The organism is Micromonospora halotolerans (assembly GCF_032108445.1).
GTDB lineage: Bacteria > Actinomycetota > Actinomycetes > Mycobacteriales > Micromonosporaceae > Micromonospora > Micromonospora halotolerans.
The window spans coordinates 800,689-826,195 of the sequence record NZ_CP134876.1; the positions used below are offsets into that span (position 1 = coordinate 800,689).

The 25,507-nt window shown below is 73.8% G+C and carries 26 protein-coding genes; 7 read left to right on the top strand and 19 right to left on the bottom strand.

Annotation, left to right across the window (positions count from 1 at the left end):
• Nucleotides 1-222: 222 nt before the first annotated feature.
• A complete protein-coding gene (gene selD, locus RMN56_RS03655; RefSeq protein WP_313722430.1) occupies nucleotides 223-1,212 on the bottom strand; it encodes a selenide, water dikinase SelD in 990 nt (329 codons plus the stop codon).
• A gap of 198 nt (nucleotides 1,213-1,410) precedes the next feature.
• Here selD and RMN56_RS03660 point away from each other — a divergent pair, with 198 nt between their 5' ends.
• The 4 genes from RMN56_RS03660 to RMN56_RS03675 all read left to right on the top strand — a co-directional run bounded on the left by RMN56_RS03660 (nucleotide 1,411) and on the right by RMN56_RS03675 (nucleotide 4,733).
• Nucleotides 1,411-2,166 (top strand): amino acid ABC transporter ATP-binding protein, encoded by a 756-nt coding sequence (locus tag RMN56_RS03660; protein ID WP_313722431.1) that lies wholly within the window; start codon nucleotides 1,411-1,413, stop codon nucleotides 2,164-2,166.
• A 56-nt stretch (nucleotides 2,167-2,222) separates the two neighbouring features.
• Nucleotides 2,223-3,089 carry a glutamate ABC transporter substrate-binding protein gene (locus RMN56_RS03665; protein ID WP_313722432.1) on the top strand — a complete coding sequence of 289 codons (867 nt, stop codon included), beginning with the start codon at nucleotides 2,223-2,225 and terminating at the stop codon, nucleotides 3,087-3,089.
• Nucleotides 3,090-3,168: 79 nt separating this feature from the next.
• The gene (locus RMN56_RS03670; protein ID WP_313722433.1) at nucleotides 3,169-3,843 is read left to right on the top strand and encodes an amino acid ABC transporter permease; all 675 of its coding nucleotides are present in this window, start codon (nucleotides 3,169-3,171) and stop codon (nucleotides 3,841-3,843) included.
• Nucleotides 3,843-4,733, top strand: coding sequence for an amino acid ABC transporter permease (locus RMN56_RS03675; RefSeq protein WP_313722434.1), 891 nt, complete (start codon nucleotides 3,843-3,845; stop codon nucleotides 4,731-4,733). Before RMN56_RS03670 ends, RMN56_RS03675 begins: the two co-directional genes overlap by 1 nt.
• A 75-nt stretch (nucleotides 4,734-4,808) precedes the next feature.
• On the opposite strand, the gene rny is transcribed toward RMN56_RS03675, so the two are convergent.
• The 8 genes from rny to RMN56_RS03715 all read right to left on the bottom strand — a co-directional run bounded on the left by rny (nucleotide 4,809) and on the right by RMN56_RS03715 (nucleotide 13,478).
• Nucleotides 4,809-6,575, bottom strand: coding sequence for a ribonuclease Y (rny, locus tag RMN56_RS03680; protein WP_313722435.1), 1,767 nt, complete (start codon nucleotides 6,573-6,575; stop codon nucleotides 4,809-4,811).
• Nucleotides 6,576-7,259: 684 nt separating this feature from the next.
• The gene (locus RMN56_RS03685) at nucleotides 7,260-7,961 is read right to left on the bottom strand and encodes a 3-keto-5-aminohexanoate cleavage protein (protein ID WP_313722436.1); all 702 of its coding nucleotides are present in this window, start codon (nucleotides 7,959-7,961) and stop codon (nucleotides 7,260-7,262) included.
• Nucleotides 7,962-8,000: 39 nt separating this feature from the next.
• Nucleotides 8,001-8,699, bottom strand: a complete 699-nt coding sequence (locus tag RMN56_RS03690; RefSeq protein ID WP_313722437.1) for a regulatory protein RecX — start codon at nucleotides 8,697-8,699, stop codon at nucleotides 8,001-8,003.
• Nucleotides 8,700-8,713: 14 nt separating this feature from the next.
• The gene (recA, locus tag RMN56_RS03695) at nucleotides 8,714-9,760 is read right to left on the bottom strand and encodes a recombinase RecA (protein WP_091269420.1); all 1,047 of its coding nucleotides are present in this window, start codon (nucleotides 9,758-9,760) and stop codon (nucleotides 8,714-8,716) included.
• 184 nt (nucleotides 9,761-9,944) lie between these two features.
• Nucleotides 9,945-10,145 carry a DUF3046 domain-containing protein gene (locus RMN56_RS03700; protein WP_313722438.1) on the bottom strand — a complete coding sequence of 67 codons (201 nt, stop codon included), beginning with the start codon at nucleotides 10,143-10,145 and terminating at the stop codon, nucleotides 9,945-9,947.
• Nucleotides 10,146-10,148: 3 nt separating this feature from the next.
• The gene (locus RMN56_RS03705; RefSeq protein WP_313722439.1) at nucleotides 10,149-11,492 is read right to left on the bottom strand and encodes an MFS transporter; all 1,344 of its coding nucleotides are present in this window, start codon (nucleotides 11,490-11,492) and stop codon (nucleotides 10,149-10,151) included.
• 70 nt (nucleotides 11,493-11,562) lie between these two features.
• On the bottom strand, nucleotides 11,563-12,705 hold the full coding sequence (locus tag RMN56_RS03710; protein WP_313722440.1) for an acyl-CoA dehydrogenase family protein: 1,143 nt from the start codon (nucleotides 12,703-12,705) through the stop codon (nucleotides 11,563-11,565).
• 50 nt (nucleotides 12,706-12,755) lie between these two features.
• A complete protein-coding gene (locus tag RMN56_RS03715) occupies nucleotides 12,756-13,478 on the bottom strand; it encodes a GNAT family N-acetyltransferase (RefSeq protein WP_313722441.1) in 723 nt (240 codons plus the stop codon).
• A gap of 94 nt (nucleotides 13,479-13,572) precedes the next feature.
• Here RMN56_RS03715 and RMN56_RS03720 point away from each other — a divergent pair, with 94 nt between their 5' ends.
• Nucleotides 13,573-14,226: a 4a-hydroxytetrahydrobiopterin dehydratase gene (locus tag RMN56_RS03720; RefSeq protein WP_313722442.1), complete on the top strand. Its 654-nt coding sequence runs from the start codon at nucleotides 13,573-13,575 to the stop codon at nucleotides 14,224-14,226.
• A 55-nt stretch (nucleotides 14,227-14,281) separates the two neighbouring features.
• On the opposite strand, the gene RMN56_RS03725 is transcribed toward RMN56_RS03720, so the two are convergent.
• On the bottom strand, nucleotides 14,282-14,980 hold the full coding sequence (locus RMN56_RS03725; RefSeq protein WP_262284560.1) for a UdgX family uracil-DNA binding protein: 699 nt from the start codon (nucleotides 14,978-14,980) through the stop codon (nucleotides 14,282-14,284).
• A gap of 220 nt (nucleotides 14,981-15,200) precedes the next feature.
• A complete protein-coding gene (locus RMN56_RS03730; protein WP_313722443.1) occupies nucleotides 15,201-16,538 on the bottom strand; it encodes an aminotransferase class I/II-fold pyridoxal phosphate-dependent enzyme in 1,338 nt (445 codons plus the stop codon).
• 38 nt (nucleotides 16,539-16,576) lie between these two features.
• On the opposite strand from RMN56_RS03730, the gene RMN56_RS03735 reads away from it, so the two are divergent.
• Nucleotides 16,577-17,824: a bifunctional pyridoxamine 5'-phosphate oxidase family protein/GNAT family N-acetyltransferase gene (locus RMN56_RS03735; protein ID WP_313722444.1), complete on the top strand. Its 1,248-nt coding sequence runs from the start codon at nucleotides 16,577-16,579 to the stop codon at nucleotides 17,822-17,824.
• The gene (gene leuE, locus RMN56_RS03740) at nucleotides 17,821-18,489 is read left to right on the top strand and encodes a leucine efflux protein LeuE (protein WP_313722445.1); all 669 of its coding nucleotides are present in this window, start codon (nucleotides 17,821-17,823) and stop codon (nucleotides 18,487-18,489) included. Before RMN56_RS03735 ends, leuE begins: the two co-directional genes overlap by 4 nt.
• 97 nt (nucleotides 18,490-18,586) lie before the next feature.
• Here the strand turns inward: leuE and RMN56_RS03745 are convergent, their stop codons facing one another.
• The 8 genes from RMN56_RS03745 to RMN56_RS03780 form a co-directional block, all read right to left on the bottom strand.
• Nucleotides 18,587-19,513, bottom strand: a complete 927-nt coding sequence (locus RMN56_RS03745; protein ID WP_313722446.1) for a sporulation protein — start codon at nucleotides 19,511-19,513, stop codon at nucleotides 18,587-18,589.
• A gap of 97 nt (nucleotides 19,514-19,610) precedes the next feature.
• Nucleotides 19,611-20,675: a hemolysin family protein gene (locus RMN56_RS03750; protein ID WP_313722447.1), complete on the bottom strand. Its 1,065-nt coding sequence runs from the start codon at nucleotides 20,673-20,675 to the stop codon at nucleotides 19,611-19,613.
• The gene (locus tag RMN56_RS03755) at nucleotides 20,672-22,027 is read right to left on the bottom strand and encodes a hemolysin family protein (protein WP_313722448.1); all 1,356 of its coding nucleotides are present in this window, start codon (nucleotides 22,025-22,027) and stop codon (nucleotides 20,672-20,674) included. Before RMN56_RS03755 ends, RMN56_RS03750 begins: the two co-directional genes overlap by 4 nt.
• Nucleotides 22,028-22,188: 161 nt before the next feature.
• Nucleotides 22,189-22,518 (bottom strand): monovalent cation/H(+) antiporter subunit G, encoded by a 330-nt coding sequence (gene mnhG / locus RMN56_RS03760; protein WP_313722449.1) that lies wholly within the window; start codon nucleotides 22,516-22,518, stop codon nucleotides 22,189-22,191.
• Between the two features lie 58 nt (nucleotides 22,519-22,576).
• Nucleotides 22,577-22,840 carry an MrpF/PhaF family protein gene (locus tag RMN56_RS03765; protein WP_151462720.1) on the bottom strand — a complete coding sequence of 88 codons (264 nt, stop codon included), beginning with the start codon at nucleotides 22,838-22,840 and terminating at the stop codon, nucleotides 22,577-22,579.
• The gene (locus tag RMN56_RS03770) at nucleotides 22,837-23,493 is read right to left on the bottom strand and encodes a Na+/H+ antiporter subunit E (RefSeq protein WP_376787272.1); all 657 of its coding nucleotides are present in this window, start codon (nucleotides 23,491-23,493) and stop codon (nucleotides 22,837-22,839) included. The genes RMN56_RS03765 and RMN56_RS03770 overlap by 4 nt, the downstream gene beginning before the upstream one ends.
• Nucleotides 23,490-24,995: a Na+/H+ antiporter subunit D gene (locus RMN56_RS03775; protein ID WP_313722450.1), complete on the bottom strand. Its 1,506-nt coding sequence runs from the start codon at nucleotides 24,993-24,995 to the stop codon at nucleotides 23,490-23,492. Before RMN56_RS03775 ends, RMN56_RS03770 begins: the two co-directional genes overlap by 4 nt.
• A complete protein-coding gene (locus RMN56_RS03780; RefSeq protein ID WP_313722451.1) occupies nucleotides 24,992-25,474 on the bottom strand; it encodes a Na(+)/H(+) antiporter subunit C in 483 nt (160 codons plus the stop codon). Before RMN56_RS03780 ends, RMN56_RS03775 begins: the two co-directional genes overlap by 4 nt.
• Nucleotides 25,475-25,507: the final 33 nt, after the last annotated feature.

Sequence of the window (25,507 nt, forward strand, 5' to 3'; positions counted from 1 at the left end):
GCTCGTCCCACCGGCCTCCGGATCGGGCCTTACTCACGATGGTGGGGTGCATTTGACCTCAGCCGGGTGCAAGTTACCGGTCTGTGACCATTCCGGGCAAAATTTCCTCGGGCGACCTTGCCCGGAGTAGCGGGAAGGTGACAGTTTATCGGGTATGGTGCCGCGTCCGCGACGCGAACCACCGGGGTGTGGTGACGGATCAGCGAATGCCGGCGGGCGCCTTCAGCGCACCCGGATCAGGTGGTCGCTCGCCGGCAACAGCTCGCCGACCACCGTGCCGCCCGGCACCTCGCCCGCCACCAGCAGCCCACCCGAGGTCTGCGCGTCGGCCAGCAGCAGCCGCTCCCCCTCGTCGGCCGCGCCGAAGTCGGTCCAGGGGCTCACCCAGTCCAGGTTGCGCCGGGTGCCGCCACTGACGAAGCCCTCGCGCAACGCCTCCCGGGCGCCGGGCAGGTAGGGCACCGCGGCCGCGTCGATCGCCACGGTGAGCCGGCTGGCCCGGGCCAGCTTCGAGGCGTGCCCGAGCAGCCCGAACCCGGTCACGTCGGTGCCGCAGCGGATCCCGGCCGCGACGGCCGCCCGGGCCGCGTCCCGGTTCAGCCGGGCCATCGAGGCGACCGCTTCCGGGAACCGCTCCCCGGTGCGCTTGTGCCGGGTGTTCAACACCCCGACGCCGAGCGGCTTGGTCAGCGACAGCGGCAGGCCGGCGCGGCCGGCGTCCAGGGTGATCAGCTCCTCGGGCCGGACCACCCCGGTGACGGCCAGGCCGTACTTCGGGCCGTCGTCGTCCACGCTGTGCCCGCCGGCCAGGTGGCAGCCGGCCTCCCGGGCCACGTCCTGACCGCCGCGCAGCACCTCTCGGGCCAGCTCCAGCGGCAGCACCTCCCGGGGCCAGCAGAGCAGGTTCAGCGCGACCAGCGGGGTGCCGCCCATGGCGTACACGTCGGAGAGGGCGTTGGCGGCGGCGATGCGCCCCCAGTCGTAGGCGTCGTCCACCACCGGGGTGAAGAAGTCGGCGGTGGTGACCAGGCCGGTGCGTTCGTCCAGCCGGACCACCGCGGCGTCGTCGCCGTGCTCCAGACCGACCAGCAGCTCGGCGGCGCCGACGGCCGGGGCCAGCCCGGCCACCATCGTCTCCAGCTCACCCGGAGGGATCTTGCAGGCGCACCCGCCGCCGCGGGCGTAATCGGTCAGCCGGAGGACGTCTGTCATCCCCACATGATCGCCGTCGACGCGCGTGGCCGCCACCGGGACGCCCCGCTCCGTGACGGAATTCGGACGCACGGGTACGGCGGTGACCGGTGTTACCGCTCCGTGACCATTCGAGTTGCGTTCTGCCACATCACGCCGCCTACAGTGGCCCAACCAGGGGTCTCGCGACCCCGCTTTTCCGTACGGACGACAGGGACGGTGAACGACGTGACGACGGGCGAACCGCTGATCGTGCTGGACGGGGTGAACAAGTGGTTCGGCCCGCTGCACGTGCTGGACGACGTCTCGCTCTCCGTCGGCAGGGGCGAGGTGGTCGTGGTCATCGGCCCGTCCGGCTCCGGCAAGTCGACGCTCTGCCGGGCGATCAACCGGCTGGAGCCGATCAACTCGGGCACCATCACCTTCGACGGCACCCCGCTGCCGGCCGAGGGCAAGGCGCTGGCCAAGCTGCGCAGCGAGGTCGGCATGGTGTTCCAGTCGTTCAACCTCTTCGCGCACAAGACCATCCTGGAGAACGTCACCCTCGGCCCGGTGAAGGTGCGCCGCGAGAAGCCGGCCGCCGCCCGCGAGCGCGGCCTGGCCCTGCTCGACCGGGTGGGCATCGCCAACCAGGCGGACAAGTACCCGGCGCAGCTCTCCGGCGGCCAGCAGCAGCGGGCGGCCATCGCCCGCGCGCTGGCCATGCAGCCCAAGGCGATGCTCTTCGACGAGCCCACCAGCGCGCTCGACCCGGAGATGGTCGGCGAGGTGCTGGAGGTGATGACCTCGCTGGCCAGCGACGGCATGACCATGGTCGTGGTCACCCACGAGATGGGCTTCGCCCGGCACGCGGCCAACCGGGTCATCTTCATGGCCGACGGCAAGCTCGTCGAGGACGCGCCGCCGGCGGAGTTCTTCGCCAACCCGCGCAGCGAGCGGGCCAAGGACTTCCTCTCCAAGATCCTCACGCACTGAGCGTCCGTAGTGGAGCGCGCCGTCCCCCGGCGGCTCCGTCGAAGAAGGAGATGAGTATGCGTATGAAGCGCGTGGCGGCAGTCGCCGCGGCGGCAACCTTGGCGCTCGGCATGAGCGCCTGTGGCGGCGACGGGGACGGGGGCTCCGGCAGCAGCGGGGCCAAGGGCATCATCGGCAAGGCGCAGAACCAGAAGAAGCTGGTCATCGGCGTGAAGGCCGACCAGCCGGGCCTGGGCATCCAGACCGGCAGCCAGTACGAGGGCTTCGACATCGAGATCGCCAAGATCGTGGCCAAGGGCCTCGGTGTGGACGCGAACAACATCGAGTGGAAGACCACCGTCTCGGCCAACCGCGAGCCCTTCATCCAGCAGGGCACCGTCGACCTGGTGGTGGCGACCTACACCATCAACGACGAGCGCAAGCAGAAGGTCAACTTCGCCGGCCCGTACTTCATCGCCGGTCAGGACCTGCTGGTGAAGGCCGACTCCACGATCACCGGGCCGGAGGGGCTGGACGGCAAGAAGGTCTGCTCGGCGCAGGGTTCCACCCCGGCCAAGCGGATCCAGACCGACTACCCGAAGGCCAAGCTCCAGCAGTTCGACGCGTACTCGAAGTGCATCAACGCTCTCGAGACCGGCACGGTCGACGCGGTGAGCACCGACGACATCATCCTCGCCGGCTACGCCGCGCAGTCCCAGTACGCCGGCAAGTTCAAGGTGGTCGGCAAGACCTTCTCCACCGAGCCCTACGGCATCGGCCTGAAGAAGGACGACAAGGACGGCTGCGAGAAGGTCAACGAGATCCTCAAGGCCGCCGCCGCGGACGGCACCTACAAGGCCGCCTGGGACGCCACCCTGGGCAAGAGCGGCAAGGCCGCGCCCGAGCTGGACACCACCAAGCTGACCAACTGCGGCAGCGTCTGACCGGTTCCGGGGCCGGCATCCGTGAGGGTGCCGGCCCCGGCCTGTCGCGACGCCGACGACGTGCCCCGGGAGTCGACGCATGCACGTATTCGCTGATCCGACCAACCTCGACGCCTACCTGTCGGGCTTTCTCTGGATCCTCAAGCTGACCGGCGCGTCGGCGGTCCTCGCGCTGGTGCTCGGCGTGTTCCTCGCCGCGTTCCGGGTCTCCCCGGTGCCGGTGCTGCGGGGCTTCGGCACGGCCTGGGTCAACATCTTCCGCAACACGCCGCTCACGCTGATCATCTTCTTCTGCTACTTCGGCCTCTACTCGACGCTGGGCGTGAACCTCTCCGAAGACCTGGACCTGAACAACTTCTGGCTCGGGGTGATCGGCCTGTCGGTCTACACCGCCGCGTTCGTCTGCGAGGCGGTCCGCTCCGGCGTCAACACCGTCCCGGCCGGTCAGGCGGAGGCGGCCCGGGCGATCGGGCTGACCTTCTTCCAGACCCTGCGCATCGTGATCCTGCCGCAGGCCGGGCGGGCCGTGGTGGCCCCGCTGGGCAGCGTGCTCATCGCGCTGTGCAAGAACGCCACGATCGTCGGCACCATCGGCGTGATCGAGGCCTCCAGCGTGATGAAGCAGCTGATCAACGACAACGGCGACGCCGTGATCCCGATCTTCCTGGTGTTCGCCGGCACCTTCGCCGCGATCCTCGTCCCGACCGGCTACTTCTTCGGCTGGCTGGCCAACCGACTGGCGGTGAAGCGCTGATGAGCATGACCACCACGGTTCTCTACGACCACCCGGGGCCGCGGGCCCGCGTGCGCAACGCGGTGCTCAGCGTCGTCTTCGGCGTCGGCCTGGCCGCGCTGCTCTGGTGGGTCTACGCCAAGTTCGACCAGGCCGGGCAGTGGGAGGGCAGCCTCTGGAAGCCGTTCGCCGAGGCGCCGACCTGGACCCAGTTCATCCTGCCCGGCCTGCGCCAGACGCTGCTCGCCGCGGCCACCGGCATGGTGCTGTCGCTGGCCTTCGGCATCCTGTTCGCCGTCGGCCGGCTCTCCGACCACCGGTGGGTCCGGATCCCGGCCGGCGTGGTGGTGGAGTTCTTCCGCGCCGTCCCACTGCTCTTGATGATCTTCTTCATCTTCTACGGCGTGCCGTTCCTCATCCAGGGGCCGGTCTCGGCGTTCTGGTCGGTGGTCGTCGGCCTCACCCTCTACAACGGGTCGGTGCTGGCCGAGGCGTTCCGCGCCGGCATCCGCTCGATCCCCGGCGGGCAGGGCGAGGCCGCATACGCCGTGGGCATGCGGAAGAGCCAGGTGATGCGGCTGATCCTGGTGCCGCAGGCCGCCCGGGCCATGCTGCCGGTGATCGTCAGCCAGCTCGTCGTCCTGCTCAAGGACACCGCCCTGGGCTACATCGTGGCCTTCCCCGAGCTGCTCCAGCGCGGCGTCAACGACCTGTCGGCCAACCGGGGCAACGTGGTGGCCGCCGCCATCGTGGTGGCCGCCATCTACATCCTCATCAACTCGCTGCTGACCACGCTGGCGAACTGGCTGGACCGACGTACCCGGCGGCGGGGCTTCCGGATCCCGAGGCAGACCGCGGCGCCGGACTCGACCCCGGCCGGCGGCGCCACCGTGGCGGAGCCGCAGGGCTGACCGCCCGCCCGTCCACACCACGAAGCCCTGCCACCTCCGCGAGGTGGCAGGGCTTCGTCGTGACGCCGAGCCCGGTCAGCGGGCGATCTCGGTGACCCGGGACTCGCGGACCACGGTCACCCGGATCTGACCGGGATAGGTCAGCTCCTCCTCGATCTGCTTGGCCACGTCCCGGGCCAGGACCGCCGCGCCGATGTCGTCGACGTCCTCGGGCTTGACCATCACCCGGATCTCCCGGCCGGCCTGCATGGCGAAGACCTTGTCGACGCCGAGCTTGCCGGCCGCGATCTCCTCGATCCGCTCCAGCCGCTTGACGTACGCCTCCAGGCTCTCCCGCCGCGCTCCCGGCCGCCCGCCCGAACAGGCGTCCGAGGCCTGGGTGAGCACTGCCTCGATGGTCTGCGGGGGCACCTCGTTGTGGTGCGCCTCGATGGCGTGCACCACGTCCTCGCTCTCCCCGTACTTGCGGGCCAGGTCGGCGCCGATGATGGCGTGGCTGCCCTCCACCTCGTGGGTGAGCGCCTTGCCGATGTCGTGCAGGAACGCGCAGCGCTTGATGGTCGGCACGTCCAGCCGCAGCTCGGCGGCCATGATCCCGGCGATATGGGCGGTCTCCACCAGGTGCTTGAGCACGTTCTGCCCGTACGACGTCCGGTAGCGCAGCCGGCCGAGCAGGGTGACCAGCTCCGGGTGGATCTCGGTGATGCCGACCTCGACCAGGGCGTCCTCGGCGGCCCGGTGGCAGAGCTCCTCCACCTCGTGCCGGGCCAGGTCGTAGACCTCCTCGATCCGGTGCGGGTGGATCCGGCCGTCGAGCACCAGCTTCTCCAGCGTGAGCCGGCCGACCTCCCGGCGCACCGGGTCGAAGCAGGAGAGCAGGACCGCCTCGGGGGTGTCGTCGATGATCAGGTTGACCCCGGTGACCGACTCGAAGGCGCGGATGTTGCGGCCCTCCCGCCCGATGATCCGCCCCTTCATCTCGTCCCCGGGCAGGTGCAGGACGCTGACGACGCTCTCCGCGGTCTGCTCGCTGGCCACCCGCTGGATGGCGTCGACCACGATGTGCCGGGCGCGCTGCTCGGCGGTGCCCCGCGCGTCGGCCTCGATCTCCCGGACCAGCAGCGCGGCTTCCCGCTTGGCCTGCCCCTCGATCGCCTCGACCAGCTCGGCCCGGGCCGCGTCGGCGGTCAGGCCGGCGACCCGCTCCAGCTCGCGGCGGCGCTGCTCCTCGGCCTCGGTGAGCGCCTGCTCCCGCTCCACCAGGGCGGCCTCCCGGGCGGCGAGCGCGGCGCTGGCGGCGGTGAGCTGCCGCTCCCGCTCCGCGAGCCGCTCCACCTCCTCGGTGTGCAGCCGTTCCCGCTCGTCCATCCGGGCGGCCCGCCGCTCGACCTCGGCGGCCTGTTCCCGGGTGGTCGCGGCGAGCACCGCCACCTCCCGCTCGCCGCTGCGCCGGGCGGCGGCGCGGAGCTGATCGGCGTCCGCCTCGGCCTGCTTGTGCGCCCGCTCCAGCACCGTGTCGGCCTCGGCCCGGGCGTCGTCGAGCACCCGCCGGGCCTCGGCCCGGGCCGCCTTCGCCTCGGCCTTGGCGGCGGCCGCCTCGGTGCGGGCGGCGGCGGCGGCCGACTTGGCCACGTCGATGGTGCTGTTCGCCTCGTCGGCGGCGTTGCGCAGGGCCGCCAGGGACTGCTCCTGGCGGTCCTTCTCGGCGATGAAGGCCGGATCCTCGGGGGCGGGTGCCAGACTGAGCCGGCGCATGGTGCGCACGCCGAACAGGACGGCGCCGACCACCACCACGACGAGCAGCAGCACCACCGCCAGGATGACGACGTCGAAGGCGCTCATGCGGCCCCTCCGAGCCGGTGGGCGCCCGCTCCGACCCGGCCCGGGCAGCCGCCCGGCGAGGAGCGGCCCGCCGCGTCTGGAAGACCGCCGGTGAACCTGTGCCGCCCCGCCATGGCCGCCTCCCCTGAACGTCGGCACCGCAGGCGGCGTGCGGACGGCACGCACCTGCGGCTCTGGACGCCCGACCGGAGCGGCTGGCTGTGGGTAGCTTTCCGTCGGCGGTGCCCCCTTCGGGGCATCGCCGGCGGCCGGTTGCAGTTGTCGGTCGGCTCCGGACCGACCGTCCGGAGCTGCCGTCAAGGGCCGGTGAAGCTGGCCAAAGTGATGCTGTTCTGTTACGCGATCTATGTTGTGCGCTTAGCCTGCGCTGGTCGGGCAAAGTGAGCCTGTATGGCGAGGCTAGGTCTCCAGGGGCCGTTCGGTCAAGAACTCATGATCAAACCACCCGGACGGAGAGAAGTTGGAGCGTTACCCAGCGCTGTCCAGATGCCGGACACGGCCGGACAAACCTCGCCGGTCGTGACCTCCCCGGTCGCGTTCCGGACCTGCTCAGGGCCGCCACACGGCCGTTCTGGGGCGCCGCGCCGGGTGACCTGTCGCCGGCTCCGGCGAGATCACCACTTTTCGCGAGAGTGACCCACGTTTCACGGCCCGGCCCGGCCCGGCCCGGCGCCGGCGCCCGACTCAGATCGCGCCGAGGGTGCGGGCCGCCGTCACCAGCGCGAGGTTGTCCGGGGCCACGCCGCCGTCCGGCAGGACCAGGGTGTCCTCCAGACCGATCCGGGTGTGCAGGCCACGGCGGACGGCTTCGGCGAACACGGGCCAGGTCGCCGGGCCCTCGCCGTGCAGCAGCACGGGCGGGCGGTCGGCGGGCAGCGCGGCCAGGATGGCGGCGGCGTCGGCGAGGGCCACGTCGACCGGCTCGGCCAGGCACTCGACGAGGACCCGCCCGGTCGGCGCCGGCCAGCGGCGCCAGGCGTCGACCGCGGCCACCGTCCAGAGGCCGGCCTCGACCATGACACCCCGCTCGTGCAGGGCGGCCGCGACGGCCGCCGCGCCCGGTTCGTGGGCGTTGACGGAGGCGAAGTCGGGCAGCACCGTCCAGGCGCGTACGGCGGCGACCCGGTCGGCGGGCTCGGGGGCGATCCAGGCGCCGGTGCTCACCCCGACGGGCAGGCCGGGCCGGGCGGCCCGGATCGCGGTGACCGCCGCGGCGATCACGGCCGGGTCGAGCGACTCGGCGCCGTCGGCGCCGCGCGGGTGCACGTGCACGGCCGCCGCGCACCTGACCGCGTCGGCCGCCAGCTCGTCGGGCGTCACCGGCACCGCCGGATGCTCCGGTCGGCGCCGCCCGCCGTTCAGACACGCCTTCAACACGCCGCACACCTTCCTCAGGAGTGGATCCGGACGTCGTCCCGGCCGGGGTCAGTCGAGGGGGCGGGAGGCGGGGTCGAGGTCGTGCTCGGCGTCGGCCAGGGCGTCCGCGTCGATGTGCTCGGCGAACTCGGCCGCCTCGGCGCTCTGCGCGGCCAGCGCGTCCTTGACCGCCCGGATGGCCACGCCGGCCGGGTAGCCCTTGCGAGCCAGCATGCCGACCAGGCGGCGGAACACCGCGTCGGGCTCACCCCGGGTCGCGCGCAGCTTCCGGTCCACCAGGGCGCGGGCGGTCTCCGCCTCGGTCTCCTCGTCCAGCTCGTCGAGGGCCTCGCTGGCCACCTCACCGTCGACGCCGCGCTGGCGCAGCTCGTTGGCGAGCGCCCGGCGGGCCAGCCCGCGGCCGTTGTGCCGGCTGCTCACCCAGGCGCGGGCGAAGGCGGCGTCGTCGACGATGCCGACCTCGTCGTAGCGGTCGAGGACCTGGTCGGCGACCTCCTCGGAGATGCCCCGCTTCGCCAGGGCGCCGGCCAGCTCGGCACGGGTGCGCGGCCGGACCGCGAGCTGCCGCAGGCAGATCTCCCGGGCCACTTCGGCCTCGTCGCGGGGCGGCGTGGGGGTCGCCTCGGCATCGGGCTCCTCGGCCCGGCCCCGGCGGCCGCGGCGCGGCCGGGGTGGAGTGGTGGCGTCACCCGTGCGGGGCGGGCTGGCATCCCAGCCCCGCCCCGTACGGGCGCGTCGTCCTGCCACGGGTCAGCCGGGGATCAGAAGTCGACCGGCGGCAGCTCCGGGCCGCCGGCGGCATCGCCCGCGCCGGTGCCGACGCCGAGCTTCTCCAGGATCTTCTTCTCGATCTCGGCCGCCACGTCCGGGTTCTCCCGGAGGAACTCGCGGGCCTTCTCCTTGCCCTGGCCGAGCTGGTCGCCGTCGTACGTGTACCAGGCGCCGGACTTGCGGATGATCGCCTGCTCCACGCCGACGTCGATCAGCGAGCCCTCGCGGGAGATGCCCTTGCCGTACATGATGTCGAACTCGGCCTGCTTGAACGGCGCGGCGACCTTGTTCTTCACGACCTTGACGCGGGTGCGGTTGCCGACCACGTCGGTGCCGTCCTTGAGGCTCTCGATGCGGCGCACGTCGAGCCGGACCGAGGCGTAGAACTTCAGCGCGCGACCACCGGTCGTGGTCTCCGGGCTGCCGAACATCACGCCGATCTTCTCGCGGAGCTGGTTGATGAAGATCGCCGTGGTGCCGGTGTTGTTGAGCACACCGGTGATCTTCCGCAGCGCCTGGCTCATCAGCCGGGCCTGCAGACCCACGTGGCTGTCGCCCATCTCGCCCTCGATCTCGGCGCGCGGCACCAGGGCCGCGACCGAGTCGATCACGATGATGTCGATCGCGCCGGAGCGGACCAGCATGTCGGCGATCTCCAGCGCCTGCTCGCCGGTGTCCGGCTGGGAGACCAGCAGGGCGTCGGTGTCGACGCCGAGGGCCTTCGCGTATTCCGGGTCGAGCGCGTGCTCGGCGTCGATGAAGGCGGCGATGCCGCCGGCCCGCTGCGCGTTGGCCACCGCGTGCAGGGCCACCGTGGTCTTACCGCTGGACTCGGGACCGTAGATCTCGACGACCCGGCCGCGGGGCAGACCGCCCACGCCGAGCGCCACGTCGAGCGCGATGGAGCTGGTCGGAATGACCGCCGTCTGGACGACAGGCCGCTCCCCCAGGCGCATCACCGAACCCTTGCCGAACTGCTTGTCGATCTGAGCGAGAGCAAGGTCGAGTGCCTTCTCCCGGTCGGGCCCTGCCGCCATCGTTGCCACCCCTGCCTTCGCCGGCGTCTTTCCTGAGCTTCGCGTCACGCGGACACGCTAGGCGCTGGGTCCGACAGAAAACCAGCCGACGGGCCGCGAGCTGTGGACGAGCACCCCGCTGTGGACAATAGCCGAACAGGTGTACGACTCGACAAGCGACACGCGGAACCGGCGAAAAGGCTGCTCAGCGTAGTCGCGCGGGTACCCGGTCGGGATACGCGGCGACGACCGCGCGCCACACCACGTGCGTCTCCATCCCCGCCGCCAGGGCCTGCTCGATGGTCCGCCCGCCGAGCTGGGACAGCACCTGGTCGCTGGCGATGCTGGCCGCGTAGCCCGGCCCGAACGCCTCCGCCAGTCGCGTCCAGAAGTCGGTCAGCCGCACGTGTCACTCCTCCTTGTCGGGCAGGTCGTCCGAAGGGCGCCGGAGCTCGTCCGGCGCCTCGACCGGCGCCGGACGCAACGCTAGCGCCACCAGCGGCACCACCGCGATCGCCGCCAGCAGGGTCAGCGTCGGATAACCCACGGCCCGCATGACAAACCCGCTCGCCGCCGCCGCGCCCGCCCCGGCCAGCCCCATGACCAGGTCGGACAGGCCCTGCACGCCGGGCCGGTCGGCGGTGGGCACCGACTCCGACAGCAGGGTCGAGCCGGCCACCATGGTGCCCGACCAGCCCAGCCCGAGCAGGGCCAGACCCACCGAGAGCAGCGGGGTGTGGTGCCCGGCGGTGCCGGCGACCGCGCAGGCGGCCAGCAGCAGGGCCACCCCGCCGAGGATCACCGGGCGCCGGCCCAGCCGGTCGGTGAGCCAGCCGACCAGCGGGGAGAGCGCGTACATGCCGGCGATGTGCAGGCTGAGCACGATGCCGACCACCCGGAGCACGTCGGCGTCGGAGTGCGACTCGCCGAGGCGTACCGGGGTCATCGACATCACGGCGACCATCACGAGGTGGCCCACGGCCACGGCGGCGATGCCGAGGCGGGCGGCGGGCCGGCCGCGTACCGTGCGCCACGCCCCGACCATGCCCGCGCGGCGCCGGGCGGTCCCACCCGGCGCCGGGACCGGGTCGGCCGGGGTCTCGGCCGCCGCCAGCCGGCGGGCGGTGAGCAGCGGGTCCGGCCGGAGCAGGACGGCCAGTACGACGGCGGCCAGCACGAACGCGGCGGCGCTGAAGGCGAACGGGCCGGCCAGCGCCGGCAGGCCCCAGCCGCGGGTGGTGGCGTCGGCGAGCGCGGCGAAGTTCGGCGCGGCCACCGCACCGATGGTGGTGGCCCAGACGACCAGCGAGAGCTGGCGCCCCCGGCGGGCCGGCTCGGCCAGGTCCACGGCCGTGTAGCGGGCCTGGAGGTTGGCCGCGGTCCCGCCGCCGAAGAGCAGCATGCCGAGGAAGAGCAGCGGCACCACGTGCACCACGGTGGAGACCACCACGAGCACGCCCCCGACCGCCCCGACCAGGTACGCGGTGACCAGCCCCGGCCGGCGCCCCCGGGCCGCCATGATCCGGGTGACCGGCACGGCGAGCAGCGCGGCGCCGACCACCCCGGCGCTCTGCGCCACCCCGGCCAGGGCGGTGCCGGCGACCCGGGCGGCGAGCAGCGCGCCGACCGAGATGCCGATGGTGACGCCGATGCCGCCGATGATCTGGGTGAGGAAGAGCAGCCGGACGGTGCGCCGCTGGATCGGGGCGACGTCGAGCCGGCTCGGTGCCGGCGCGGTCAGGTCGGTGGCCATGGCGGATGCTCCTGGGGGTAAGGGGTGACCATCCTCCCGCACCCGACCCGGTCGGGGGCACCCGGTTTCGCTACAGGCCGAGCCCCCGGCCGATGATCTCCTTCATGATCTCGGTGGTGCCGCCGTAGATGGTCTGCACCCGGCTGTCCAGCCAGGCCTTCGCCACCGGGTACTCCAGCATGAAGCCGTAGCCGCCGTGCAGCTGCACGCAGCGGTCGGCCACCCGGTTCTGCAGCTCGGTGGTCCACCACTTGGCCTTCGCCGCGTCGGTCACCGAGAGCCGGCCGGCGTTGTACTCGGCCACGCAGTGGTTGACGAACGTCCGCGCGATGGTGACCTCGGTGTCCAGCTCGGCCAGGAGGAACCGGTTGTGCTGGAACCGCCCGATCGGCCGGCCGAACGCCTCCCGGGAGCGGGCGTAGTCGAGGGTGAGCGCGAGCAGCTTCTCCGCGGCGGCCACCGCGGCGACCGCGATGCTGAGCCGCTCCCGGGGCAGGTTGGCCATCAGGTGGTAGAAGCCGTGGTTCTCGGTGCCGACCAGGTTCTCCGCCGGCACCCGGCAGTCGTCGAAGAACAGCTCGGCCGTGTCGTTGGCCTTCAGGCCGACCTTGGCCAGCCGCCGGCCCCGGGTGAAGCCGGGCGTGCCGGTCTCCACCACGATCAGGCTCACCCCGTGCGCGCCCTGGTCGGGGGCGGTCTTGGCGACCACCACCACGAGGTCGGCCAGCTCGCCGTTGGTGATGAACGTCTTCTGCCCGTTGAGCACCCAGCTGTCGCCGTCGCGGACCGCGCTCGTGCGGATGCCGGCCAGGTCGCTGCCCGCACCCGGCTCGCTCATCGCGATGGCGGTGACCAGGTCGCCGGAGCAGAAGCCCGGGAGCCAGCGCTTGCGCTGGTCGTCGGTGGTCAGCTCGGTCAGGTACGGGGCCACCACGTCGTTGTGCAGCCCGAAGCCCAGGCCGCTGCAGCCGGCCGCGACGATCTCCTCGTCGAGCACCGCGTTGAACCGGAAGTCGCGCTGCCCGCCGCCGCCGTGCTCGGGGTCCACGTCCATGCCGAGCAGCCCGGCCGCGCCCGCCCGGCGCCACACCTCCCGGTCGACGATCCCGTCGGCCTCCCAGCGCTCGTGGTGCGGGACGGCCTCGCGGGCGAGGAACTGCCGGCACAGGTCCCGGAACTCCTGGTGGACGGGCTCGTAGAGATGCTGCTCCATGGCGGCCAGTCTGGCACCGCCCGCCCCCGCTGCCCAGAGGTGATCCGCGGTCAACCCCACCAGGTGGCGTCGGTGACCGGGACGAAGCCGAGCGAGGCGTAGAGCGGGCGGCCGGCGCGGGCCGCGGTGAGCGTCATCGGCACGTCGCCGAGCCGGCCGAGGACGCCGCGCAGCAGGGCCCGCCCCACGCCCCGGGAGCGGTGCTCCGGCAGGCTGGTCATCCAGTAGAGGCCGACACCCTCCTCCCGGACGGTCAGGCAGGCGCCGGCGGGCGCGCCGTCCCGGTGGACCAGGAAGAACCGCACCTCGGGGCGGGCCAGGAGGGCGGCCGGGAACGCCTCGCCGGGGCGGCGCGGCCGGAAGTGGTCCAGGGGGAAGCCGCGCACCACCACGTCCTCGGCGGTGTCGAGCTGGTCGGGGCGCTCGACCGGGGTCACCGGCAGGGACGGGTCGGGCAGCGCCGCCGGGCGGCGGACCATCACCGGCATGCTGCGCGGGCTGAGGCCGAGGTCGGTGAGGTCCACCGAGGCGTACTGGTCCTCGACGGTGACCGGGCCGGTGCGCCGGCGGACCAGGTCGGCCAGCGCGGCCCGGTCGTCCGGGGCCGGGTCCGGGTCGCGCAGCAGGATCCGCAGCCCGGCGCGGTGGTCGCCGATCACCGCGAGGAAGCCGGGCCGGTGCAGCAACGTGTGGCCCCGCGCGTCGGCCAGCGCCGTCCAGAGGGCGGCGGCGTTGCGCACGGACAGGTCGAGGTCGGCGGTGGTGGCGGTCATGCCGCCGACGCTACGGCCCGGGCCGCCCGCCGCGCAGGTCCATTCCCCCGCCGTGGCACTGGTCCAAAACCCCGGGGTACGCCAGCATGGCGGGATGAGCACCCTGACCGGAGCGCAGATCGCCGACGCCGCCCTGGACGGGTGGACCTACCTGCTCGGCGCGCTGCACACCCGCATCCGCACGCCGGACTTCGCCGCCGGGCTGTCGCTCGTGGACGCCATCGGCGCGGAGGCCGAGCGGCGGGACCACCATCCCGACCTGGACCTGCGTTACACCCATGTGGACGTGCGGCTCTGGTCGCACGATGTGGGCGGGGTCACCGACCGCGACATCCGGCTCGCCCGGGCCATCTCCGCGCTCGCCGCCGAGGCCGGCCTGTCGCCGGCGCACACCGGCGTGGCCCGGCTCGAACTCGCCCTGGACAGCCCGGATTCCGCCGCCGTGCTGCCGTTCTGGCAGGCGGTGCTGGCGGTGCCGCACCGGGCCGGGCCGGGGGCGGGTGACGAGGTACGCGATCCGGCCGGCGCGCTGCCCACGGTGTGGTTCCAGGAGTCGGGACGCGAGGAGCCCCGCCAGCGCTGGCACCCCGACGTGTGGGTGGACCCGGCGGAGGTGCGGCCGCGCATCGAGGCCGCGCTCGCCGCCGGGGGGACGCTGGTGAGCGACGAGGCGGCACCGCACTTCTGGGTGCTCGCCGACCCGGACGGCAACCGCGTCTGCCTCTGCACGTCACAGGGCCGCGACTGAGCCGCCGCCCGAGGTGTATGACGGGAGCCCGGACCCGTCAGGAGGGCCCCCTCCGTCACCGCAGCGCGCGGGCGGCGACCTTGAGGTCCGCGACGAGCCCGTCGTACGCGACGTCGTGGTTGTCGGCGCGCAGCACCGCGGAGGGGTGGATGGTGGCCAGCAGCCGGGTCTCCGGTGCGTCGGCGACGGCGCCGGCGCTGTCCACCGGGACCCGGGTGAAGTCCTCGGGGTGCTGGGCGGCGGCCGGCCAGGGCAGCAGCTCGCCGCGTTGCTTCGTGACCCGGAAGGTCGGGCCGAGGAGGGCCTTGGCGGCGGTGGCGCCGAGCACCACCACGATCTCCGGGTGCAGCCGGGCGAACTCGGCGACCAGCCACGGCCGGCAGGCGGTGATGTGCACCCGGTCGGGTGTCTGGTGGATGCGCCGCTTGCCGCGCAGTTCGAAGCGGAAGTGCTTGACGGCGTTGGTGAGGTAGATGTGGCCGGGGTCGATGCCGGCGTCGTCCACGGCCTTGCGCAGCAGCCGGCCGGCCGGACCGACGAACGGCAGGCCCTTCTGGTCCTCCATGTCGCCGGGCTGCTCGCCGACGAGCACCACCCGGGCGCTCTCGTCGCCGCGGCCGAACACGGTCTGCGAGGCGTTCCGGTAGAGCTCGCAGCCCCGGCAGCCGGTCGCGGCGGCCCGCAGCTCGTCGATGGTGTCCGCCTGCGGCGGGATGAACTCCTGCGCTCCGGGGGCGTTCTCGGTCTCGGCCATGCCAGCTTTATATACCGGTTTCGGCATCGACGCCGGGTGCGCCCGCGTCAGTATCCGGAGCCGCCGCCACCGCCGCGCGAGGCCAGCGCGATCGCGATGATCACCAGAATGATCACCACCACCGCCACGCCGATCCAGAGTCCGGTCCGGGACCTGTTCGAAGCCATGACACCCACCTCCCGGCCGCGGTTACCCACGGGACGCCGGGCCATGCCGCGGCTCAGGTGGTGAAGCCGGTGGCCGCCGGCCGGACGGCGCGGGCCACCGCGTCGGCGAGCGGGCCGAGGTCGGCCTCGTCGAGCCGGCTGACGGTGATCCGCACGCCGGGTGCGGCGGCGATCCGGTTCAGCGCGCCGGGGGCCACCGACCAGCCGGCGTCCCGCAGGGCGGTGACCGCGACGGTCTCGTCCGGCACCGGCACCCAGACGTTGATGCCGGTCCGGCCGTGGGCGGCCAGCCCCCGCGCCGCGAGGGCGTCGACCAGGCCGTCGCGCCGCCGGTCGTAGCTCTCCGCCGCGCGGCCCACCAGGTCGGCGGTGGCCGGGTCCCGCCACAGCGCCAGGACCAGGCGTTGCAGCACGGTAGAGACCCAGCCGGCGCCGACCCGGGCCCGGCCGGCCACCCGCGCCACGGTGGCGTCGTCGCCGGCGAGCACCGCGAGCCGCAGGTCGGGGCCGTAGGGCTTGCTCACCGACCGGACGAAGGCCCACGCCGGGGTCGCCCCGGCGAGCGGGTGCAGGGGTACGCGGGCCAGCTCGGCGGCGTGGTCGTCCTCGATGAGCAGCAGGTCGGTGCGGCCGGCGAGGAGCGTCCGCAGCTCGGCGGCCCGGCCGGCGGAGACGGCGGCGCCGGTGGGGTTCTGGGCGCGGCTGGTGACGATCAGCGCGCGGGCGCCGGCGGCCAGCGCGGCGCCGACCCCCGGCGCGGTGGGGCCGTCGTCGTCCACCGGCACCCCGATGGCGCGCAGCCCGAGCGCGGCGAGCAGGTCGAGCAGGTTGGCCCAGCCGGGGTCCTCGACGGCGACCGCGTCGCCGGGGCGCAGGTGGGCGGCGAGCAGACGTTCGATGCCGTCGAGCGCGCCGCCGGTGACGGTGAGATGGTCGGCCGGCACCCCGTCGGCGGCGAGCCGGTCCCGGGCGGCGGCGGCCAGCTCGGGCAGGACGGCGGTTGCCGCGTACCCGCCGGGGGACCCGAGCTCGGCGGCGAGCGCGGCCAGGTGCGGGCCGAGCGGCGGCAGCAACCGGCTGTCGGGATTGCCGGCGGAGAGGTTGCGGCTGCCGGGCAGCGGCGGGGGCATCAGCGCGGAGCGGCGGCTCGCCACCGGCGGGCGGGGGCGGACCCGGGTGCCGTGCCGGCCGGCGGTGACGACCAGGCCGCGCTGCCGCAGCTCCTGGTACGCCTTCGCCACGGTGGCCGGGCTGACGCCCAGCTCGACGGCGAGGGCGCGGACGGCGGGCAGGGCGTCGCCCGGGGCGAGGTCACCGGCCCGGATGCCGGTTTCCACGCTCGCCGAAATCGCCGCCGAGGACGAGCCGCTGATCTGATAACGTGCTGCCACAGTTCCGAGATTGTACTAGCACGAAGGTGGGATGTCGCATGTACCCCCCGACCGGACGCACCACGGCCAGCCGCTACCGGGACCGGATGCACTACGACCGGGAGACCGTCCACGCCCTGATCGACGAGGCGTACCACTGCGCGCTCGGGTTCACCGTGGACGGCGAGCCGCGCGTCCTGCCCACCCTTGTCGTGCGGGTCGACGACACGCTCTACGTGCACGGCTCCACCGGCAGCCGGCCGCTGCTCGCCGCCCGCGACGGGGCCGGGCTTCCGGTCTGCGTCGCGGTCACCCACCTCGACGGGCTGGTCTTCGGCCGCTCCCAGTTCCACCACAGCGCCAACTACCGGTCCGTGGTGGCGCACGGCACCGCCCGGCTGGTCACCGACGAGCAGGAGAAGGCCCGGGTGCTCACCGCGCTGGTGGAGAAGCTGGGCGCGGGGCGCAGCGCCGACAGCCGGCCGCCGACCCGCCGGGAGCTGGCCGAGACGGCCGTGCTGGCGCTTCCGCTGCGTGAGGTGTCGGTCCGGATCCGGGCCGCCGGGGTGAGCGACGAGCCCGCCGACTACGACCTGCCGTACTGGGCCGGCGTGGTGCCGCTGCGGGTCACCCGGGGCCTGCCCGAGCCGGACGCCGGGGTGACCGCGCCGGTGCCTGCGTACCTGCGGCCGGCACCGTCGCCCTGGCTGGAGCCGGTGGTGCTGCGCGGCGAGCACGTGGTACTGGAGCCGCTCGACGAGTCCCACGCCGAGGAGCTGTACGCCGCCCTCGACGACGAGGAGGTCTGGCGGTACGTCGGCAGCCCGCGCCCGGGCGGCGTCGACGAGATGGCGGCGAACATCCGGTCCGCGCTGGACGCCCACCGGCGCGGGGTGCGCATGCCCTGGGTGCAGCGCTGCGCGGTGACCGGCGCGATGGTCGGCACCACCTCCTACTACCAGCCCGACGAGGAGCTGCGGACCGTGGAGATCGGCTACACCCAGCTCGGCCGGCCCTGGTGGCGCACCGGGATCAACACCGAGGCCAAGCTGCTGCTGCTCACCCGGGCCTTCGAGGAGCTGGACGCCGTCCGGGTGACCTGGCAGACCAGCTCGCTCAACGAACGCTCGCAGCGGGCCATCGCACGGCTCGGCGCCGTCCGGGAGGGGACCCTGCGGTCCAACCGGCGGCGCGCCGACGGCACCTGGCGGGAGTCCGCGCTCTACTCGATGCTCGACTCGGAGTGGCCGAACGCACAGGCCACGCTGCGGGAACGGCTTCGCCGGGCGGCACCCGTGGCGTCATGATGACCGGCGTGCTGGGGATCACCGACATCGGGACGTACGTGCTGGGCACCGTGGCGATCGTGCTGCTGCCCGGGCCGAACTCGCTCTTCGTGCTGTCCACGGCGGCGCGGCGCGGGGTGGCGGCCGGCTACCGGGCCGCCGGGGGCGTGTTCGTCGGCGACTCGGTGCTGATGATCCTCTCCGCCGCCGGGGTGGCGTCGCTGCTCCGGGCGTACCCGGCCCTCTTCCTCGTGATCAAGTACGCCGGCGCCGCGTACCTCGGGTGGTTGGGGTTGACCATGCTGCGCGGCGCCTGGCGGCGATGGCGCGACCGCAACGACCCCACCACGCCGCGGCTCATCGACGCGGCGGAGCCGGCGGCGGTGCGTGACCCCTTCCGGCGGGCGCTGGTGATCAGCCTGCTCAACCCGAAGGCGATCCTCTTCTTCATCTCGTTCTTCATCCAGTTCGTCGACCCGGGCTACGCCTGGCCGGCGCTGTCGTTCCTGCTGCTCGGGCTGATCGCGCAGGTGACCAGCGCGCTCTACCTGACCGCGCTGATCCTCACCGGCACCTTCCTGGCCGCCCAGTTCCACCGCCGGCGGCGGCTCGCCGCGACCGGCACCACGGCCATCGCCGTGCTCTTCCTCGGCTTCAGCCTGAAGCTCGCCACCGCCTCGGTGTAAGGAGGGGCCCCCTGTTAACGCCTGAGGTATAGCAGGGGCCCCCTGCTAACACCGTGACCCGGCGCGGGCCCGGCCCCGAACCGGTCGCGGCCGCCGGTCAGGTGCCGTCGCTGCCTCCGCCGCCGCCCACGCCCGCGCCGCCGGCGGTGCCGCCGAGGCCGTAGCCGGGGGCGACCGGCTCGTCCGGCGGGCGGCTCACGTGCGCGGACTCGCGGACCGTGGCGGACCAGTCGGCGTTCGCGGCGGCCGCGGCGTGCCGGTCGATGGCGTGCCGCAGCCAGCCGTCGACGGTGGCCACCCAGTCCCGCCGGTCGGCGCCCGCGTGCCAGACCCGGAACCGGCTGATGCTCTGGTGGGTCACCCCGGCCAGGGACAGCCGGCGGTCCATCCAGAGCAGCACTTCCAGCCCCGCCGCGTTGGTCACGAAGATCACCTCCAGTTCGGTGATCGGGCCGGCGTAGAGCGGGGCCACCCAGAACCCCAGCCGCTCGTGGAGCGGGAGCGCCTGGTCCACCCCGGGCAGCCGCCCGTGCTGGAGGCCGGCCTGGCGCATGACGAAGCCGAGGGTGTCCAGCGCGGCGAGGATGTGCTGCTGGGTGGGAAGCGGATGCACGAGGACCGGCACCATGGCCCCCTGGTCCAGGTCCGGGTCGACGGACACCTCGGTACGCAGCCCGGTGCGCAGGCTCATCAGCGGCACCCCGCCGAACATGGTCACCGGGGTCTCCCAGGGCAGCGGCATCGCGAAGTCGACCGCCCGCCGCCGCCCGGCCGGCACCACGAACCGGCCGGCGATCGGCACCTGGTGGTACTGGAGCAGCCGGTGGGGCGACTCCGGGTCCTCCGGCTCGACCTGGGCGACCAGCCCCAGCCGGATGTGCCGGACGGCGACGTCGGCGCCGCCGGCGGTCAGCATGACCCGGCCGGGCAGGCGCAGGCCGGGGCGGGTGCTCGGGTTTTGCAGCGTGGTGCTCACCGACAGCCCGGTCCACACGGACTCCGACGACACCCCGGTCAGCCGCATGCCGCCGGTTTCCCGCTGCCCGCTCCCCCATGCGCCCGCCGCGCCGATCCGGGTGCGCCCGCCGTCGGGAGAACGACGGCGGGCGCATCCGGAAAAGTCAGCGCATCCGGCGGCCGCGCGGCACCGGGTCGGTCTCGTCGTCGAACTCGCCGATGACCTCCTCGAGAAGGTCCTCCAGCGCGACGAAGCCGATCGGCCGGGTCGGGCCGCCGCCGTTGCGGACCAGCGCCAGCTGGGCCTGCCGGCCCCGCATGGCCGCCACCGCCTCGGTGACCGACGCCTCGCCGGGCAGGGTGAACGCCGGGGTCATGAGCTCCTCGGCGGTCGCCGGCCGGCCGGTGGTGACCGCCCGGACCGCCTCGCGCACGTGAACCAGGCCGCAGACCTCGCCGCCGGTGTCGACCACGGCGAGCCGGGACCGGCCGCTGTCGCGGGAGACCTGCTCGATCCGCTCGGCGGCGTCGTCCCGGCGGACCGTGACGATCCGGTCGAACGGCTCCATCACCTGCGCCACGGTGGTGCCCTGCAACTCCAGCATGCTGGTCAGCATCTGGTGCTGCTCGGCGCCGAGCAGCCCGTGCTCGCGGGACTGCTCCAGCAGGATGCGCAGCTCGTCCGGGCCGTGCACCTGGGCGAGCTGGTCCTGCTGCTGGACGCCGACCAGCCGCAGCACGGCGTTGGCCAGCGCGTTGAGCGCGGACAGCACCGGGCGGGCGACCCGGGCGAAGGCCCGGAACGGCAGCGCCAGCAGCATGGCCGAGCGCTCCGCGTCGGTGATCGCCCAGGACTTCGGGGCCATCTCGCCCACCACGAGGTGCAGGAACGTCACCAGGGCCAGGGCGAACAGCAGCCCGACCAGGTGGCTGACCGCGTCCGGCAGCCCGACCGCGTGCAGCAGCGGGCTGAGCAGGTGCTCGATGGCCGGCTCGGCCAGCGCGCCGAGACCCAGGGTGCACAGGGTGATGCCGAGCTGGGCGCCGGCCAGCATGAGGCTCAGCTCGCGGACGCCGTCCAGCGCCGCGCGGGCCGCCCGGCCGCCGCCGGCCGCCGACTGCTCCAGGCGGTACCGCTTGGCCGCGACCAGCGCGAACTCGGCCGCCACGAAGAAGCCGTTGAGCGCCAGCAGCACCACCGAGAAGAAGAGCGCGAACCCGGGGCTCATGCGGCCTCCTCCCCGTGCGCGGCGGCGGTGGTCCGCAGCCGGACGGAGTCGGCCACGTGCCGGTCCACGGCGAGCACCTCGACCAGGGCGCGGGGCTCGGTGTCCGGCTCGTCGCCGTCGACGGCGAGCGCGATCTCCAGCCGGTCGCCGACCTCGGGCACCCGCCCCAGCTCGCGCATGACCAGGCCGGAGAGCGTGTCGTACTCGGGGGCCTCGGGCAGCGCGATGCCGGTGCTGTCGGCCACCTCGTCGATCCGCCAGCGAGCCGGCACCACCCAGGAGCCGTCCTCCTGCCGGGCGGGGGCCCGCTCCGGCGGGTCGTCCTCGTCGCGGATCGGCCCGACCAGCTCCTCGGCGATGTCCTCCAGCGTGATCACACCGGCGAAGCCGCCGTACTCGTCGACCACGCAGGCGAGCTGGCGGTGCCCGACCCGGAGCCGGTCCAGCACGGTCGGCAGCGGCAGCGTCTCCGGCACCAGCAGCGGGGGTACGGCCACCGCGGCCACCCGGGTGCTGGCCCGCTCGGCCGGCGGCACGCCGAGCACGTCGGCGATCCCGATCACGCCGATCAGGTCGTCGACGCCCTCGGCGCCGCGCACCGGGAACCGGGAGTGGCCGGTGTCGAGCATCTCGACGACCCGGCTGACCGGCTCGTCGGCCCGTACGGTGTGCACGTCGACCCGGGGGACCATGGCCTCCCCGGCGGTGAGCTCCCGGAAGTCGAGACCCCGGTCGAGCAGGTCGGACATCTCGGCGTCGAGGTGCCCCTCCTCCCGGGACTCGGCGATGATCTGCTCCAGGTCCTCCGGGGTGGCGCCGCTGGGCAGCTCCTCGATCGGCTCGATGCCGACCCGGCGGAGCAGCCGCACGGCGGCGCGGTCGAAGAGGGTGATCACCGGTCCGGCGATCCGCAGGTACATGAGGGTGGACCGGGCGAGTGCCCGGGCGAGCGGCACGGCACGGGCGATGGCCAGGTTCTTGGGGGCCAGCTCACCGAGGACCATCTGCACGACGGTGGCGATGAGCAGGGCGAGCGCCACCGACAGCGGCAGCGCCACGGCGTCGGAGACGCCGGCCAGGCCGAGCAGGTCGGCCAGCCCGGCGCCCAGGTACGGCTGGGCGGCGTAACCGACCAGCAGGGCGGTCACGGTGATGCCGAGCTGGGCGCCGGAGAGCATGAACGAGAGCCGGCCGGTCACCTCCAGGGCCCGGGCGGCGGCGGCGTCGCCGCCGTCGGCGAGCTGCTTGAGCTTGCCCCGGTCCACGGCGACGTAACCGAACTCCTGGGCCACGAAATAACCGGTGGCGGCGGTGAGCACGATGATGAGGACGAGTCCGACGAGGATCAGCACGGGAGGGTCAGGGCTCCCGGGGCCGTCGGGTCCAGAGGTTGCCGGGCACGACCCGGCTGGCTACTGCTGCCCTCCTGGGCAGAGGAGTCGATCATGCCGCCATTTTATCGGCGCCGGCTGGGCGTTCGCTGAGGGTGCCGGAAGCCTCCCCGCTGTCCGGTTCACCGGCCGGACAGCTCGTCGACGTCCAGCAGTTCCCGGTCGATCCGCCCCGAACGGTAGGCCGCCCGCCCGATCATCTGCGCGGCGACCGGCGCGGTGGCCAGCTGGAACACCGCCACCAGGGCGATCATGCCGAGGTCCGACAGCGTACGCAGGCGCAGCGCGAGGCCGACGAGGAGCAGCAGCACGCCGAGCACCTGCGGCTTGGTGGCGGCGTGCATCCGGGCCAGCGTGTCCGGGAAGCGCAGCACGCCGATCCCGGCGACCAGGCTGAGCAGCGCCCCGGCCAGCAGGCAGAGGCCGCCGAGCCAGTCGGCGATCAGGATCACACCGCACCGCCCGTCGTCCGCGACCGCGCGGCTCGCCGGCCCGGCTCACTCCTCGCGCTCACACTTCCTCCCGGACCGCGAACCGCACCAGGGACACCGACCCGACGAAGCCGAGCAGGGAGAGCACCACGAGCACGGGCAGCGTGGTGGCGTGCCCGTTCACCGCCGCCTCCGCGCCGACCGCGCCGAGCATGGTGGAGAGCAGCAGGTCGGCGGCGACCACCCGGTCGAGCAGGGACGGGCCCCGGTAGATCCGGGCCAGGGCGAGCAGCGCGGTGACCGAGAGCAGCACGGTCAGCGCGAGGGCGAGGAGCGCGGTCACGGGTGGTCCCTCCGATCGGCGGGTTCGAAATCGAGCTGGCGTACCTCGGCGGGGGAGCCCACGGCGCGGACGATGCGACGTTCGACGGCGAGGGTGCGCTCCCGGCCGGCGGTCAGGTCCTCCGGGCCGCGGACGTCGAGCACGTGCACGTAGAGCACCCCGCGGTCGCGGTCCACCTCGAGGATCAGGGTCCCCGGCACCAGCGAGATCACCTCGGCGGTGAGCGCCAGGTTGAGATCGGTGCGGACCCGCAGCGGCACCGCGATGACCGCTCCGCGCGGGCGGTAGCCGGGACGCACCGCCACGGCGGCGACGTGGAGGCTCGCGGTGACCAGTTCGCCGGCGAAGGTCACCGCGAGGACCAGCAGGGCGCCGGGGCGCAGCCGCCCGCCGAAGGTGACCGGCGGGAGCGGGAAGAAGAGCAGCACGGCCACGCCGAGCACCAGGCCGGCGAGCACGTTGCCCCAGGACAGGTCGCCCCAGAGCAGCACCCAGATGGCGACCAGCCAGCCGAGCGCGATGGCCTGGTCGCGCCGCCGCCCGCCCCGGCCCACAGCGGGCGCGGGGGCGTCGGGCGCCGATCCGGTCGGTGGCAGCCCGCCCGGCGGTTCCCCGCCGTCGGCCGGCCGGCCCGCGGGCAGGCTGTCGGTCACGGCAGGTCCGCCGGCAGGACGGCCCGGACGTACGGGGTGCGCTGGCGCAGGTCGGTGGCCGCGTCCGAGGTGACCCGGAACAGCGGCCCGGCGGCCGCGGTGAGCACCAGCCCGAGCACCACGAGGGCCGCGGTGGCCCCGACCATCAGCCCGGGCAGCCGGACGGGCGGGCCGGCGGTGGCCAGCCGGGGCGCCCGCCAGAACGCGATGTTCCACACCCGGGAGGCGGCGTAGAGGGTGAGCAGGCTGGTCAGGGTGCCGGCCCCGACGAGCACGGCGGGCAGCGTCCCGCCGGCCGCCACGCCGGCCTGGAGCAGGCCGAGCTTGCCGAGGAAGCCGGAGAACGGCGGGATGCCGGCCAGGTTCATGGCCGGGACGAAGAAGAGCACGGCGAGCAGCGGGGCGAGGCGGGCCAGCCCGCCGAGCCGGCGCAGGTCGGTGCTGCCGGCGCGCTCCTCGACCAGGCCGGCGACCAGGAAGAGGGTGGTCTGGATGGTGATGTGGTGCACCACGTAGAAGATCGCCCCGGCCAGGCCCGCGACGCTGCTCAACGCCACCCCGAAGATCATGTAGCCGATGTGGCTGACCAGCGTGAAGGAGAAGATCCGCTTCAGGTCGGACTGGGCCGCCGCGCCCAGGATGCCGACCACCATGGTCAGCCCGGCCACCACCATGAGCAGGCCGGAGACCTGCCCGCCGGGGAAGAGCAGGGTCTCGGTGCGGATGATCGCGTAGACGCCGACCTTGGTGAGCAGGCCGGCGAAGACCGCGGTGACCGGGGCGGGCGCGGTCGGGTAGCTGTCCGGCAGCCAGGCCGAGACCGGGAAGACCGCCGCCTTGATGGCGAAGGCGAGCAGCAGGGTGAGCTGCAACGCCAGGCGTACGCCGGACGGCAGGGCGTCCAACCGGCCGGCGAGCTGCGCCATGTTGAGGGTGCCGGTGGCCGCGTACACGAGCCCCACCGCGGCCAGGAAGATCATCGACGACAGGACGCTGACCACCACGTACGTCGAACCGGTGCGGATCCGCACCTCCGTGCCGCCGAGGGTGATCAGCACGAAGCTCGCGGCCAGCAGGATCTCGAAGCCGACGAACAGGTTGAACAGGTCTCCGGCGAGGAAGGCGTTCGTCACGCCGGCGATCAGCACGAGGTAGGTGGGGTGGTAGATGCTCACCGGCGCGGACTCGCTGGTCTCCCCCCGCCCCTGACCGATCGAGTAGAGCAGCACGCACAGGGTGACCGCCGAGGAGACCACCAGCATGAGCGCGGCCAACTGGTCGGCGACCAGCACGATGCCGACCGGAGGCGGCCAGCCGCCCACCCGGACCACCAGCGGACCGTGCCGGTACGCCTCGACCAGCAGCACCATCGCCACCACCAGGGTCGTGGTCAGCCCGATCACGCTGACCGACCGCTGCAACCGGGGCCGGTTGGTGAGGATCAGGGTGAGCGCCGCGCCGAGCAACGGCACCACCACCGGCAGCGGCACGAGAGCGGTCATCCCTCCTCCCTCCGCTGGCGCAGGCGGCGCAGCGCCGGCTCCGGGTCCACCTGCTCCGGGTCGTTGTCCGGCCCCTCGCCGCCGAGGTCCGCGGTGGGCACCTCGTTGCTCCTGGCGAGCCGGACGACCTGCCGGTCCTCCAGGTCGTCCTGCACCTCGTCGTCGCCGGTCAGGTACCAGCTCCGGTAGGCGACGGCGAGCAGGAACGCGGTCAGCCCGAAGGTGATCACCACGGCGGTGAGCACCATGGCCTGCGGCAGCGCGTCGCTCATGGCCGACGCCGGCGCGGTGCCCGCCAGCGGCGCGGCCCCGGACCGGCCGCCGAGCAGGATCAGCAGGTTCACCCCGTTGCCGAGCAGGATGACGCCGAGCAGGATCCGGGTCAGGCTCCGCTCCAGCAGCAGCGTGACCCCGGTGGCCACGAGCACGCCGACGGCGATCACCAGCACCAGGGTCGGCCCGGCCGCGCCCCGGGTCACCGGGGCACCCCCGGACGGGACCGGGACCCTCGC